This is a genomic window from Acinetobacter pittii (assembly GCF_034064985.1).
GTDB classification, from domain to species: Bacteria; Pseudomonadota; Gammaproteobacteria; order Pseudomonadales; family Moraxellaceae; genus Acinetobacter; species Acinetobacter pittii_H.
The window spans coordinates 2,991,968-3,005,388 of sequence record NZ_CP139249.1 but is presented as its reverse complement, the minus strand read 5'-3'; the positions used below and the strand labels follow the sequence as shown (position 1 = coordinate 3,005,388).

Annotated in this window: 13 protein-coding genes and 4 tRNA genes; 4 read left to right on the top strand and 13 right to left on the bottom strand. The window is 39.9% G+C overall.

The genetic code is table 11. The features are described from left to right. Window positions 1-55: 55 nt before the first annotated feature. The 10 genes from pth to SOI76_RS14360 form a co-directional block, all read right to left on the bottom strand. Window positions 56-637, bottom strand: a complete 582-nt coding sequence (pth, locus tag SOI76_RS14405) for an aminoacyl-tRNA hydrolase (RefSeq protein WP_016142034.1) — start codon at window positions 635-637, stop codon at window positions 56-58. A 20-nt stretch (window positions 638-657) separates the two neighbouring features. Continuing rightward, window positions 658-954, bottom strand: coding sequence for a 50S ribosomal protein L25 (rplY, locus tag SOI76_RS14400; RefSeq protein WP_002120443.1), 297 nt, complete (start codon window positions 952-954; stop codon window positions 658-660). A 96-nt stretch (window positions 955-1,050) separates the two neighbouring features. Then, window positions 1,051-2,001 (bottom strand): ribose-phosphate pyrophosphokinase, encoded by a 951-nt coding sequence (gene prs, locus SOI76_RS14395; protein WP_002120445.1) that lies wholly within the window; start codon window positions 1,999-2,001, stop codon window positions 1,051-1,053. A gap of 36 nt (window positions 2,002-2,037) precedes the next feature. Then, window positions 2,038-2,112 (bottom strand) — tRNA-Gln (locus SOI76_RS14390). Window positions 2,113-2,203: 91 nt separating this feature from the next. After that, a tRNA-Gln gene (locus SOI76_RS14385) sits at window positions 2,204-2,278 on the bottom strand. A gap of 20 nt (window positions 2,279-2,298) precedes the next feature. Then, window positions 2,299-2,373: transfer RNA gene (locus tag SOI76_RS14380), tRNA-Gln, on the bottom strand. 26 nt (window positions 2,374-2,399) lie between these two features. Next, window positions 2,400-2,474 (bottom strand) — tRNA-Gln (locus tag SOI76_RS14375). After that, the gene (ispE, locus tag SOI76_RS14370; RefSeq protein WP_104080161.1) at window positions 2,473-3,306 is read right to left on the bottom strand and encodes a 4-(cytidine 5'-diphospho)-2-C-methyl-D-erythritol kinase; all 834 of its coding nucleotides are present in this window, start codon (window positions 3,304-3,306) and stop codon (window positions 2,473-2,475) included. The genes SOI76_RS14375 and ispE overlap by 2 nt, the downstream gene beginning before the upstream one ends. A gap of 18 nt (window positions 3,307-3,324) precedes the next feature. Then, window positions 3,325-3,903, bottom strand: a complete 579-nt coding sequence (gene lolB, locus SOI76_RS14365; RefSeq protein WP_104080162.1) for a lipoprotein insertase outer membrane protein LolB — start codon at window positions 3,901-3,903, stop codon at window positions 3,325-3,327. A 4-nt stretch (window positions 3,904-3,907) separates the two neighbouring features. Next, window positions 3,908-5,617: a tetratricopeptide repeat protein gene (locus SOI76_RS14360; RefSeq protein WP_199937171.1), complete on the bottom strand. Its 1,710-nt coding sequence runs from the start codon at window positions 5,615-5,617 to the stop codon at window positions 3,908-3,910. An 88-nt stretch (window positions 5,618-5,705) separates the two neighbouring features. Here SOI76_RS14360 and hemA point away from each other — a divergent pair, with 88 nt between their 5' ends. Next, window positions 5,706-6,989, top strand: a complete 1,284-nt coding sequence (gene hemA, locus SOI76_RS14355; protein WP_104080163.1) for a glutamyl-tRNA reductase — start codon at window positions 5,706-5,708, stop codon at window positions 6,987-6,989. Here hemA and dnaG read toward each other — a convergent pair. Together dnaG and comL are read right to left on the bottom strand one after the other, a co-directional pair. Continuing rightward, window positions 6,986-8,854: a DNA primase gene (gene dnaG / locus SOI76_RS14350; RefSeq protein WP_104080164.1), complete on the bottom strand. Its 1,869-nt coding sequence runs from the start codon at window positions 8,852-8,854 to the stop codon at window positions 6,986-6,988. The two genes, hemA and dnaG, sit on opposite strands and share 4 nt — an antisense overlap. A gap of 157 nt (window positions 8,855-9,011) precedes the next feature. Next, the gene (comL, locus tag SOI76_RS14345; RefSeq protein ID WP_104080165.1) at window positions 9,012-10,175 is read right to left on the bottom strand and encodes an outer membrane protein assembly factor BamD; all 1,164 of its coding nucleotides are present in this window, start codon (window positions 10,173-10,175) and stop codon (window positions 9,012-9,014) included. Between the two features lie 71 nt (window positions 10,176-10,246). On the opposite strand from comL, the gene rluD reads away from it, so the two are divergent. The 3 genes from rluD to SOI76_RS14330 all read left to right on the top strand — a co-directional run bounded on the left by rluD (window position 10,247) and on the right by SOI76_RS14330 (window position 12,788). Further along, window positions 10,247-11,299, top strand: coding sequence for a 23S rRNA pseudouridine(1911/1915/1917) synthase RluD (gene rluD, locus SOI76_RS14340; protein WP_016142026.1), 1,053 nt, complete (start codon window positions 10,247-10,249; stop codon window positions 11,297-11,299). 10 nt (window positions 11,300-11,309) lie between these two features. Beyond that, window positions 11,310-12,047, top strand: coding sequence for a peptidoglycan editing factor PgeF (gene pgeF / locus SOI76_RS14335; RefSeq protein ID WP_104080166.1), 738 nt, complete (start codon window positions 11,310-11,312; stop codon window positions 12,045-12,047). A 189-nt stretch (window positions 12,048-12,236) separates the two neighbouring features. Then, complete coding sequence (locus SOI76_RS14330; RefSeq protein ID WP_057074928.1) at window positions 12,237-12,788, top strand: flavodoxin family protein; 552 nt, start codon at window positions 12,237-12,239, stop codon at window positions 12,786-12,788. Between the two features lie 48 nt (window positions 12,789-12,836). On the opposite strand, the gene smpB is transcribed toward SOI76_RS14330, so the two are convergent. Beyond that, a complete protein-coding gene (smpB, locus tag SOI76_RS14325) occupies window positions 12,837-13,313 on the bottom strand; it encodes an SsrA-binding protein SmpB (RefSeq protein WP_002120348.1) in 477 nt (158 codons plus the stop codon). Between the last annotated feature and the right edge of the window lie 108 nt (window positions 13,314-13,421).

Sequence of the window (13,421 nt, the reverse complement as noted above, 5' to 3'; positions counted from 1 at the left end):
TGATGCGCATTTTGCTCCTAAAAAAGCAAGATAGCAAGCATGATTGTTCAACAATTTAAGTGGGTTTATATGCATTAATTTGATTCATGGCCTGTGGAACTTGTCCTTGAACAAGTAGCTTCACTTTAGAAAGGGCATGATCAATTGCTGCATCCATTAGACTTTGTTCACTACTTGGAGCTTTTCCAAGTACGTGACCTGAAACTCTCTCTTTCGAGCCAGGATGTCCGATCCCAATACGTAAACGGTGAAAATTTGGACCAATATGAGGGACAATGTCACGTAAACCGTTATGACCACCGTGACCACCGCCTGTTTTAAGACGAATCACACCAGGGTTCATATCAAGTTCATCATGAGCAATCAAAATTGCTTCAGGAGCAATTTGATAAAATTTTGCAAATGGAACCACACTTTGTCCAGAACGGTTCATAAATGTAGTGGGTAGAAGTAGACGGACATCGTGTCCTTCTATATTACCACGTCCACTGATTCCGTGAAATTTCGGATCATTTTTTAATGTAATGCCATATTTGTCTGCAAGCTGTTCAATGAACCAAAAACCTGCATTATGGCGGGTTTGGGCATATTCTGAACCAGGATTGCCCAAACCAACAATTAGCGAAATATTTGACACTAATCTACGCCTTTAAACACTTATGCGCGTTTGAAGTCAGCGTGCATAGGAGTGTTTTTAGATGGGTGACGTTGTAACGCTTGGATTTTAACGTTTTCAACTTTGTCGCCCACTTTGATTTCTACAACTTCTTCAAAGAAAGCATTGCTTTCTAAAGCTTTTACAAGCTCACGAAGTTCTAAAGTAACAGTTACAGGCTCAGCGTTGCCACCATAAATGATAGCTGGAATTAAAGCTTCGCGACGAAGGCGGCGGCTCGCACCTTTCCCTTGTTTGTCTTCAGCACGCGCTTGAGCGTTTAATACGAAGTTTGCCATGAGTAAATCCTCATTAAAGTTTAAAAGACTAAACTTGCGACCAGTTTAGTGATAGAAAACCCCAGCCAAGGCTAGGGTTTATAGAAAGCTGCAATATTATAAACTATCGAACATTGCACTGATAGACTCTTCGTTATTAATACGACGAATCGTTTCAGCAACCATGCTAGCAACAGAAACCTGACGGATCTTGCCTAAGGTCAATGCTTCTTCAGAAAGAGGAATGGTGTCAGTCACAACCAGTTCATCAATAACTGAATTACGTAAGTTTTCAATAGCCTTACCCGATAGTACAGGGTGAGTTGCATACGCAACTACACGACGTGCACCAAATTGCTTAAGCGCATCAGCTGCTTTACACAATGTACCAGCAGTATCAACCATATCGTCTACGATAACGCAATCACGATCTTTTACGTCACCAATTAAGTGCATAACTTGCGACTCATTGGCTTTTTGACGACGTTTATCAATAATTGCTAAATCGATGTCACCCATCTGTTTGGCAACAGCACGCGCACGTACTACACCACCAACGTCAGGAGAAACCACCATAAGGTTGTCATGTTGTTGTTGACGTAAGTCAGCAAGCAAAGCAGGAGTACCGTAGATGTTGTCGACTGGAATATCGAAGAAACCTTGAATTTGGTCAGCATGTAAGTCGATCATCACGACACGGTCAATACCAACAGTGGTAAGCATGTCTGCGACAACTTTAGCTGTAATCGGCACACGTGCAGAACGTGGACGACGGTCTTGGCGAGCATAACCAAAATAAGGGATAACAGCGGTAATACGACCAGCACTTGCACGACGCAATGCATCTGCCATAACCAAGATTTCCATAAGGTTATCATTGGTAGGAGCACAAGTAGGCTGAACGATAAATACGTCTTTACCACGAACATTTTCAGTAATTTCTACTGAAATTTCTCCATCAGAAAAGTGACCGACTGATGCAGCACCTAGAGGGATATGTAAGTGACTTACGACTTTTTGAGCGAACTGTGGATGAGCATTTCCACTAAAAACGACAAGATTGGGCATGAAGCACCCTTGGCGGTTGGTATGTAATGAAATAGATGGCAGGGGCGGCTGGATTCGAACCAACGGATGCCGAGATCAAAACCCGGTGCCTTACCACTTGGCGACGCCCCTAATGCGGCAGAACTTTAATATTTTTGCAATGCAATGTCAAGATTAATCAACAAAAAGCATAGCAATTAAGTCTGTCTTTAAAATAAGAGAATGGCAGGGGCGGCTGGATTCGAACCAACGGATGCCGAGATCAAAACCCGGTGCCTTACCACTTGGCGACGCCCCTAAATTCGATGATATATATGATGGCAGGGGCGGCTGGATTCGAACCAACGGATGCCGAGATCAAAACCCGGTGCCTTACCACTTGGCGACGCCCCTAATATAATCATCATTACAGGTGAGGTTGGCAGGGGCGGCTGGATTCGAACCAACGGATGCCGAGATCAAAACCCGGTGCCTTACCACTTGGCGACGCCCCTAACGTGTAACCTTAAAATGATTAAGAGGAGATTCTTTTAAACTATTTACCAAGTAAGATTTACATGGTGAATGCTTAAGAATTTCATCAATATTCATTTCATTTGTTACTTCAGTAAAAACACAAGCACCTGTACCTGTAAGCTTTGCTTGACCAAACTGATCTAAATATTGCATTGCTTCTTCTACTTCAGGGTATAACTGCCGAGCCAGTGGCTCAAAGTTATTTCCAAAATTAGAAGGCTCTAACTGATAGGCGCAAAATTTAGTGGTCTTAGAGTCTCTTGTCAATGTTTTTTGTGAAAAAAGCAATTGAGTGCTGATAAAACAATCAGGTTTTAAAATAATGAACTGTTTTTGATCTAAGTCTATGAATGATAAATGTTCGCCGATGCCTTCAGCCCATGCATTTTTACCATAAACAAAAATAGGGACATCAGCACCGAGCTTTACACCGTAGTCCGCAAGTTGTTCTTGTTCCAGACCACATTCCCATAATTGATTTAACACAATAAGCGTGGTGGCTGCATTGGATGAACCACCGCCTAAACCCGCACCCATTGGAATATTTTTTTCAATTTTGATGTGCAAACCACAAAACTTTTTTGCATGTGGCTTTAGTATTTGAGCTGCCCGATATATCAAATTTTCTTCAGGTCGAACTTCACTTAACCCATCAATTTCGATTTCTTCATTTGAAGTAGGCGTAAATGTCATCCAGTCATATAAATCAATAAGTTGGAAAATGGTTTGTAGCTCATGATAACCATTTTCGCGTCGGCCTGTAATATGTAAAAACAGGTTGAGCTTAGCAGGGGAAGGAACTCGAATCATAGATTTATATAATTAGACTTAGCGGTTTTGGATGACCATTGTAATACGGTTTTCTTTATCTTCAGCAAGAGCTTGCTTTAAAACCAGTTTGTTTGGCAAAGTTTGTTCACCATCGTAACTGAAATTCACGGTCCAGCCATCTTCAATGAGTTGACTCACTCGATTTGCAGCATCTTTGGTAACTTGCGCATTTAATGTTGCGGGTTTTGCCAAAATCCAGCTCGTTAAGTGCGTAATTGGTGCTTGCCAACCCGTTGCACGTTCTAACAGCTCTTCTGGAGAGGTAGCGGTAATAAGTCCTGTTTTAGAACTGTTTAAAGTTACTTCGCCTGGTTTACCCTGAATTTGAGTTTTTCCAACGCCTAAAATACCGCTTAATTCGATATCAAAATTATCTTGCTGTTGAAGCCAAGTAAAAAAAGCACTACCAGTTTGCTGTGGTGTACGGACTCCAATTTTACCTTGTAAATTAAAGTGTTTTTCGTCTTGAACTTGTTGGGTAACCGCAGGTTTTGGTTGAGTAAAATGCTGACAACCGGTTAGAAATAATACACTTGATCCACAGATCGCTGTGCACAGTTGGGCAAATTTGCTCATATATTTAACTCTTTTTTGCAGATGTAGGTAAAATTAACGCATCAAGCTGTTGTAATTGTGGATCATTGGCATGTTTTTGTTTCAGTTGTTGTAACACTGCGCTAAATTGAGTGAGTGACCCTTGCATATACAAAGCTTTAGCATAACGAATGCCAATATTTATATTATGGCTAAGTTCATAAGCTTTGCTTAAGGCTTCTGCAGCAGCTTCATAATCATTCTGTAAAAATGCAATATAGCCTAGCGTATCAAGGATTGATGCTTGTTCAGGGGCATATTCCAAAGCTTGTTCAGCATATTGACGTGCTTCTTTTAACCTGCGATTTTGCAGTGCCAGTGTATAAGCATATGCATTTAGATACGTTGGGCTATTGGGCTCAAGCTGTAATAATTGCTTTAATGTTTTGTCGAGTTTGTCGCGGTCCGTATATGGATCAAGTAATAAAACTTCCGCATAAATCAGTTCCGGATCATCCGGTAAGTTTTTTATCGCTTCATCTAATAAATTTAATGCAGCTTTTTTATTGCCCATTTTCTTTAAGATTTCAGCTTGGGCTTGATATAAGAAACTTGCATGTTGGGGATAATTTACTCGTTCTTGAGTAAGAAACCGTAAAGCATCGTGTAAATTTTCTTGTTTATCATATATTGCGATCAGATTGCGTCTTGATACCACGTATAAGCTGCCATCAACTAAACGATAGTAAGCTTTTGCAGTTTCATAATGCTGTTTACGTTCTGCATTAATCGCTAAGTAGTAATATGCTTCATTTTGGTATTTAGCCGAGTTGCGTAAGTCAACAAGATATTGTTCTGCTTTGTCGTATTGCTTTAAATCAATACTTGTTAAGCCTGCAATAAATAAGGCTTCTTCAGCTTGAGGGTTAGTTTCTATAATTTTTTCAAGTTTTTCTAACGCAAGCTCAGATTGGTTAATTTGTATGAGATAGCGGATTTCAGCTAAACGAATATCTAAATTTTTCTTATTTTTACGACTCGATTTTGCATACCATTTAAGTGCACCTTCTTGATCGCTGAGAGCAATAAGTAAGTTTGCTTTCATTAAAATAAAGCTCGTTACTTTAGGACGTCGGCGTAAGGCTTTGTTAATGTTGGTTAGCGCGGTTTGTAATTGACCATTTTGTGCTTCTAAATTGGCGATGAGCGCTAAGATAGAAGGATTGGCTTTTTCTGCACTAGAGCGTAAAGCTGTTAATAAGACCTCTCGATCTTGTGCATTTTCTGGGGCAATACTGGCTAAAATCTGTTCTAGATCAGCAGTGGGATCTATCTTTAAAATTTTATCTAATGTTTCAGCAGCAAGCTGATATTCGTGTGTTTTTAAAGCGATATGTGATAAATAGAATAAAGCGGGTACATCTTTGGGTTCTTGAGCGACCCAATGTGTAGCAATGTTTAACGCAGCTTGTAAATCATTGTATTCAAGTGCAACGTCTAAAGCTCGCTGCTTAATTGAGGTAGAGTTGCTTTTAATTGCGAGCACTGTGTAATTGTGCAAAGCGTTTGGAATATCGTCATAAGCTAGCGCAAATTCAGCAACCATGGATTGCTCTAATGCCTGATCAAACGAATGCACGGCATAGGTCTCTTGCACAGGACGTGCATAGACATATGAGGACATGCTACCTAACAATAAGAATGTGGTAGAATACTGTCTTATCGAAGCACCGTTAAAATTAATACGGCTATTCATTTGACGCAATTTTTATTGATCCAAAGTAATGCTTTTTATGACACCGATGTTGCACAATAGCATAAATTTAGCGAAATGATGATCTGATATGTCTTTCTTTGCATTGGGTGTCAACCATCAAACAGCTTCTGTAGAACTCCGCGAACAAATTGCTTTCAATGCAGAGCGATTAAGTCGTTTGCTTGCCGAACAACGCCATCACCAAAGCCTAAAGGATTTGGTGGTCGTCTCGACCTGTAACCGTACAGAAGTTTATGCTATGGCTGAAAACGCCGAAAGCCTTCTAAAATGGTTAGCCGATGCCAATAATATTGATGTAAAGCAGTTAATTCATCATGTTTATCGTTACGAGAACACGCAGGCAATTACACATTTAATGCGAGTAGCGAGTGGTCTAGACTCTCTTATGCTAGGTGAGCCGCAAATTTTAGGGCAAGTTAAAAGTGCTTTAGCATTGTCTAAAGAAGCTCAAACGGTCTCTCCTGAATTAAATAGTGTTTTTGAATATGCTTTTTATGCTGCCAAACGTGTACGTTCCGAAACTGCGGTAGGTAGTCATGCTGTTTCAATGGGTTATGCGGTTGCACAACTGGCCTTACAGGTTTTTAGTAAGCCTGAAAAACTTACCGTAATGGTGGTTGCTGCGGGTGAAATGAATAGCTTGGTGGCTAAACATTTGGCTGAAATAGGTGTCGCGAAGATTATTATTTGTAATCGTAGCCGTGAGCGCGCTGATCAGTTGGCTCAGGAAATTGCACATCAGGTTGAAGTTGAAATTATTGAGTTTTCAGCATTAGCAGAGAATTTATATCGTGCTGATGTTGTGTCGAGTTGTACCGGTAGTCTATACCAAGTTATTGCTTATTCTGATGTTAAGGCTGCATTGAAAAAACGTCGCTATCAACAAATGTTGATGGTTGATTTAGCAGTGCCACGTGATATAGATTCTAAAGTTGAAGCACTTGATGGTGTCTATTTGTATGGTGTCGATGATTTACAAAGTGTGATTGATGAGAACCTCGCTCAACGTCGTCAGGCGGCAGTTGAAGCGGAAGTAATGGTGAATCAATTAGCGACTCAGCTTATTACTCATCAAAAGGTTAAAGAGGCTGGTAGCACCATTCATGCTTACCGCCAACACAGTGAAGAGATTAGTCAACAAGAGCTTACGCATGCATTAGAAGCTTTGCATCATGGTGAGAATGCCGAGCAGGTATTACAGCAATTTGCCCATCGTTTAACGCAAAAACTTATGCATCCTACATCGATATTACTACGTGAAGCGGCTAAAGCAGAAAATCCTGATTATTTTGAATGGTTACAGCAGCATTTACAGGATGTATTTGATCATGAGCGTAAGCCAAAACATTAAGATAACAGTTTCAAGCTAATTTGTTTTGTTAATTCATTCAATTGTTGTCTTAGATTTCTTGATTCAATTAAAGAAATCGGTGATTTCAGCTTCTGACGTAAATATCTTTCTTGCAGACTTAGCGAATATTCCTTAGCTAACTTGTCAGCTACCTCAGGTGCCTGTGTTAATGCCTGAATATTGGTTCTTTGCATAATATCGGCGATTTCATGACAGTAACTACTACAAGCACCAAGCACATAATAAGTTGCCAGCTCTTGGTCATCCGGTAAATCATCAAAAATACGATTTAAGATTGCCAGTACTTTGGCTAATAATTCATCTTGGTGAATATAAGCCCGTAATCCTTCGAAATGAATATAAAGAAAAGGATGATGCATTAAAATTGCAACCGCAAAATCTTCATCTTTTGTATGAATATTAAACGAGAGTGAAGCATCGTGACTGATTTGTGGGGTAAAACGTTTACCAAGTCCGAGTTTTTCACGGAAAGATTGAGTAAGTAAGTAGCGGAAAGAACCTTGTTTTGGTAATAACTCGGTGAGTTCCCTGAGTTCTCCCATAACCAAACTTTTCCCTTCAGGTGTACTGATATCGTGTTGACCTGTTAAGTGCGCAAACACGAAATCGGACAAAAGAGGGGCCTGTTGTAATAATTTTTGGAAATTTTCCAGCCCTTCTCGACGGATCAGAGAGTCGGGGTCATGATCATTCGGTAGAACGAAAAATTTAAGTTCACGACCATCATTGAGAAGGGGTAAAGCAATTTCTAAAGTTCTGCGTGCTGCTTTTTGACCTGCTGCATCACCATCAAAAGCAATGGTAATACGACTATTTTGTTTAAATAAAATATTAAGATGTTCAGTATTACTTGCGGTACCTAACGTTGCTACAGCTCCAGTAATGCCATACTGCTGAAGCGCAATGACATCCATATAGCCTTCAACCATTAACCAATCACTAGATTTAAGCTTTCTACCTTCATAAAGTCCGTAAAGTAGCTGATTTTTATGAAAGACTTCTGAATCTGGTGAGTTAATATATTTGGGCTTGATTTCATCATTTAATGCACGCCCACCAAAACCAACGACTCGACCTTTAGGGTCGCGAATTGGGAAAATAACGCGGTCACGTAATAGGTCAAAATCACGGCCATTATCGCTCGAGCGGATAAGCCCAAGTTGTTTTAAGCCGTCAATGTCATAGGGAAAGGCTTTCTCTAGGTGTTGCCAGTCTTCTGGGGCATAGCCTAAGCGCCAAAATTGAATCGTCTGATTGGTTAGTCCACGCTGTTTAAAGTAATTTTTTGCCTTTTGGCTATGAGGTAATTGTTGTTCATAGAACTGAGCAATATTTTCCAGTAAGTCATATAAATTACCTTCTTGAACTGGTTCATCAAAGCTAAACGGCTGTTCGAACTGAGCAAAAGGGTCATCAAAAAATACGGGTTCAAGTGTGTTGTAGCTTTCATCCGATGGCTGCTGTGGAGTTACAGGCTCAGCCGTATTTGTTTTAGTAAGAGGTGGCTTTGTAATCTGACGGGTATAAGACAGTTTTTTATTTTCAGTATTATCTTTGGGTAATTCAATTCCAGTACTACTCGATAATTCTTTCATTACCTCAATAAAGTTTCGGTTATCGATATCCATGAGAAAACGGATTGCATTTCCGTTAGCCTGACAGCCAAAGCAGTGATAATACTGCTTGTCACGGTAAACATGAAATGATGGCGTTTTTTCTTGATGAAAAGGGCAACAGCCGGAATAGGTACGTCCGGTCTTTTTCAGTTTCACACGTTGACCAATCAGATCGACAATATCTGTGCGATCTAGAATTTGATCAATCGTATGTTGTGGAATTGCCATAATTCAGATAACCGTATTAAAACTTGATGAGACAGTAAGTCAGAATATTCTGACATGATGAATCGAGATATGCCCAATAAATATTTTAATATTTTATAAAAACAAACAGGCAAGTGATATCACTTGCCTGTTTGTTGATGTTTTTTAAAGCTTAAACTTATTGAGCAGCGTCATCCGCACCTTGAGTTGCTTCATCTGATTGCACATCAGTTGAAGATTCAGTAGATGTGACAGCTGGTGCAACAGTTGTATTTTCTGCTGCTTGTGGTTCAGGTTTGTCTAATAAACCGAAGCTTAAACGGTTTGTCCAACTACGTTCAGACTTAGAAGCTTCAACAGGTGTTTGTTCTGGTGCTTCAGTTTCTTCTTTATCTGAATTACCAATTAAACCAAAACTAACACGGTTGAGGAAACCACGTTTTGGAGCTTCTGCTTCAGTTGTGCTCTCTGGCGTTGCAGCAGTCGATTCACGACCGAAAATACCTAAAGTTGCACGGTTGATCCAGTTACCTTCTTTACGAGCAGCACGCATGTTAACTGTGCCGTCTTTTTTCACAAGGCTTGGATAATTAAGCTTTAAAACTTCAATATATTGTTGCGAAGTAGCTTTATCACCTAATTTATCATAGCTATATGCCAAAGTGGCTAAAGCTTCTGGAACTTGAGGTGTTTGTGGATAGTGTTCAATCACCCATTGCGAACGTTCTGCAGCGGCGATCCAAGCTTTACGTTTAACGTTGAAGCGGGCAGCAGTCATTTCATTTTCAGCAAGTTCTTGTCCAATGAATTTCATACGCTGAGCAGCATCGACAGAATATTGGCTACTTGGGAAACGACGAATTAAATCAACAAAGTTTTGATACGCAACTTTTAAATAACTCACATCACGATGTGACTGTTGCAAAGAGGTATAACGCATCAAACTGTCGTAGTTTTGCTCCATATTGGCAACAGCACGAACATAATAAGCATAATCTACATTTGGATGTTGAGGATTTAAACGAATAAAACGTTCTGCTAAGGCAATCGCGCCTTCATAATCTTTTTGTTTAAATTTCGAATATAGAAGTTCAAGTTGTGCTTGTTGTGCGTATTGTCCAGTCGGATAATAGGTATCGATTGCCTCTAAAGACTTGGTCGCATCAAGATATTGACCACGGTCAAGCGACTTTTGGGCTTTTTCGAAGTAAGCTTGTTCACTAGATTGAGGGCCAGTATCGACCACTTCTTTTTTACTTGGATTGCTGCTACAGCCCACAAATGCAGACGCTACACCTAAAGATAAGGCAAGCATCGTAATTTTATAACGTGGTAGCGACATAAAAACTCCTCTGTTATGTTGGGCAATGAGCTACAATTGCGCTATTAAACCACTTTTATCTCAATGATCAAATGACTTCAGCACAATCTTCAAACACAAACTTCTCTGAAACCGACTTCAATTTACTTGAAGATTCTGAGGATGCAGATAACCATACTTCTGATACAACTGCAACACGTTTATCGTTGCAAGTTCAGCTAGATGAAACCTATCTGGGACAACGTATCGACCAAGTAGCAGCCTTGGTGTGGAGCGAGTTTTCACGTGAAAAGCTCAAGCAATGGTTGAAGGATGGCCATCTGTTGGTGAATGGTAACATTGTCAAGCCTAAGCACCGTTGTGAAGGAACTGAGTTGCTTACGCTCGAAGTAGAGCTTGAAGCTCAGACAACGAGTCAACCTGAAAATATTCCACTTAATATTGTCTATGAAGATGATGATATTTTAGTCATTAATAAACCAGTAGGCATGGTGGTACATCCAGGAGCAGGCAATAGTTCTGGAACTTTAGTGAATGCTTTGCTTTACCATGCTCCAAAATTGGCAGAACTTTCGCGTGCTGGTTTGGTACATCGTATTGATAAAGATACCAGTGGCTTACTGGTTGTTGCTAAAACATTAGAAGCTCAATTTTCTTTAAGTAAACAATTGGCGAATAAATCGGTTTACCGTGTATATGACTTGGTTGTTTATGGAAATATTATTGCTGGCGGTACGATTGATGAACCAATCAAACGTCACCCAGTTGACCGTGTGAAAATGGCAATTTTACCGGGTGGGCGAGATGCGGTAACTCACTACAATGTAAAAGAACGTTTTAAAGATTTTACCCGTGTACAAGCCCGCCTTGAAACAGGACGAACACATCAGATTCGTGTGCATTTTAGTTACATTGGTTATGGCTTGATTGGCGATCAGGTTTATATGAACCGTGTGCGTGTGCCAGCTGGTGCGTCTGAGCTGCTCATTGAAACTTTACGTGGTTTTAAACGTCAGGCATTGCACGCAGCTAAATTGGGCTTAAAACACCCTCGTACTGGTGAAGAAATGCTATTTGAAGCGCCGTGGCCTGAAGATTTCACACATTTAGTGAATGTGTTACGTTCAGAAAACGCTGCATATTAAGGACGTGCATATGGAATTTGTTCAAGGTTTACCTCAAGGCGTATTTGTAGGGCAGACACGTGTTCAGCATCCTTTGGCATTGCCAACAGGTCAGGTTGAGTTATCTGGCTTTAATCTGGCTTTACATGTCAAAGATGAGGCACAACGTGTTCAACAGCATCGAATGATATTGTTATATGAGTTTGCGAAATTTGGTGTTAAAAAAATGACATGGATGACTCAAACGCATAGTACGATTTGCCATACTGTAAATGAACAAATTCCTTTTAAAGCTTTAATCGGCGATGGTTTGGTCACCCAAACAAAAGGTCATGCTTTAATGATGATGACGGCTGATTGTTTACCTGTCGTGTTGGGAAATGCCGAAGGAACCGAAGTCGCTAATTTGCATGCCGGTTGGCGTGGTTTAGCAGGTGGCATTATTGAAAATACAGTTACGGCTATGCAAAATCCTCCAACTTGGGCATGGTTAGGGGCTGCAATTAGTCAACCTTGTTTTGAAATTGGGGCTGAAGTAAAAGCTGCCTTTTGTGATAAATATCCAAAGTTGGAAACAGCTTTTGTTGAGGGAGCAGCTCCAAATAAATTTCATGCAGACTTATATGCCATTGCACGCTTTATTTTGCAAAGTCTAGGTGTGCAACAAGTCTTGGGCGGAGATCGATGCTCTTATCAACAGGTTGAAGAGTATTTTTCTTATCGTCGTGATGCGAAGACAGGGCGTATGGCTACGTTTGTTTTTATGTAAGTTTTGATCATCGCCTTAAAAAACTCTCTTATTTTATAACCGCTAAAAATAAGAGAGTTTTTTATTTAATTTAAAAATATTTCTATAGTGTGGGGTAGTGAAAGGCTTGTATTTCATATTTATAGATGAAGGTTTAGCAAGCGTTAATAAAATGATAAAATAGAAAAAATCGCTCAAAATTTTAATCTTATGTCTTTGCCTGAAAAACACCTCTCTATTGTTTACCACAGTCCATATGGTCATACCGCGAAAGTAGCTTTCGCTATTGCTGCTGGGGCAGAGGTGATGGGTGTAAAAGTACATTTAATGAATATTGAACATATTGATTGGGATGCGCTTGATGCATCGCACGGTATTATTTTTGGTTCACCTACTTATATGGGAAGTATGACCGCTGACTTTAAAAAGTTTATGGACAGTACTTCTAAACGTTGGAAAGAGCGTTTGTGGCAAGGGAAGCTTGCAGCTGGATTTGCAAATTCAGGTGGGTTGAGTGGCGATAAACTGGCTGTATTACAACAATTAAATATTTTTGCGATGCAACATGGCATGCTTTGGTCAGGTTTACCTTTAATGACGACAGGTCATAGTGAAAAAGATTTAAACCGATTATCGAGTTGTTTAGGTTTAATGACACAGTCAGATAATGCGCCTGTTGAAATTACTCCTCCACAAGGCGATTTAGATACTGCAAAATGGTTTGGTGAATATCTTGCTGGACTCTTATATAGATTAAATTAATAAATTCCGCGATATAAAAAAGCCTCTAAAAAGAGGCTTTTTATTTAATTACTTATGAAATATACGAGCTTTATCACGCTGCCAATCGCGATCTTTTTCAGTCGCACGTTTGTCGTGAAGCTGTTTACCTTTCACAAGCGCGATTTCAAGCTTAACCAAGTGACCTTTCCAGTAACATGCTAAAGGAACACATGAGTAACCTTTTTGGTTAACTGAACCTGTTAGCTTTTCTAGTTCTCGGCGTGATAATAATAATTTACGTGTACGTGTAGCTTCAGGTACTACATGAGTAGATGCCGAAAGGAGCGGTTGAATTTGTGCACCAAATAAAAACGCTTCACCATTCTTAAAAATGACATAACTTTCTGTCAAACTCATGCGACCAGCACGTAAAGACTTTACTTCCCAGCCGAGTAAAGACATACCAGCTTCAAATTTTTCTTCGATAAAATAATCATGGCGGGCACGTTTGTTTTGTGCGATGGTTCCGCCATTATGTTTTTTCACTACTGTCGCTTTCGCCATAATTCAAACTTCCACAATTATGCCTATTGTGCCGTAAACTGATGCCAAGGTGAAGTTTTTCCTGCACGTCAATATTTCGCCTGATGTATAACTTTTGCTAAAATAGGT

Bases quoted from the DNA above. Each gene is read 5' to 3' on its own strand.
- rplY (WP_002120443.1), bottom strand. From the start codon at position 954: ATGGCAAACTTCGTATTAAACGCTCAAGCGCGTGCTGAAGACAAACAA.
- prs (WP_002120445.1), bottom strand. From the start codon at position 2,001: ATGCCCAATCTTGTCGTTTTTAGTGGAAATGCTCATCCACAGTTCGCT.
- ispE (WP_104080161.1), bottom strand. From the start codon at position 3,306: ATGATTCGAGTTCCTTCCCCTGCTAAGCTCAACCTGTTTTTACATATT.
- lolB (WP_104080162.1), bottom strand. From the start codon at position 3,903: ATGAGCAAATTTGCCCAACTGTGCACAGCGATCTGTGGATCAAGTGTA.
- SOI76_RS14360 (WP_199937171.1), bottom strand. From the start codon at position 5,617: ATGAATAGCCGTATTAATTTTAACGGTGCTTCGATAAGACAGTATTCT.
- hemA (WP_104080163.1), top strand. From the start codon at position 5,706: ATGTCTTTCTTTGCATTGGGTGTCAACCATCAAACAGCTTCTGTAGAA.
- dnaG (WP_104080164.1), bottom strand. From the start codon at position 8,854: ATGGCAATTCCACAACATACGATTGATCAAATTCTAGATCGCACAGAT.
- comL (WP_104080165.1), bottom strand. From the start codon at position 10,175: ATGTCGCTACCACGTTATAAAATTACGATGCTTGCCTTATCTTTAGGT.
- rluD (WP_016142026.1), top strand. From the start codon at position 10,247: ATGACTTCAGCACAATCTTCAAACACAAACTTCTCTGAAACCGACTTC.
- pgeF (WP_104080166.1), top strand. From the start codon at position 11,310: ATGGAATTTGTTCAAGGTTTACCTCAAGGCGTATTTGTAGGGCAGACA.
- SOI76_RS14330 (WP_057074928.1), top strand. From the start codon at position 12,237: ATGTCTTTGCCTGAAAAACACCTCTCTATTGTTTACCACAGTCCATAT.
- smpB (WP_002120348.1), bottom strand. From the start codon at position 13,313: ATGGCGAAAGCGACAGTAGTGAAAAAACATAATGGCGGAACCATCGCA.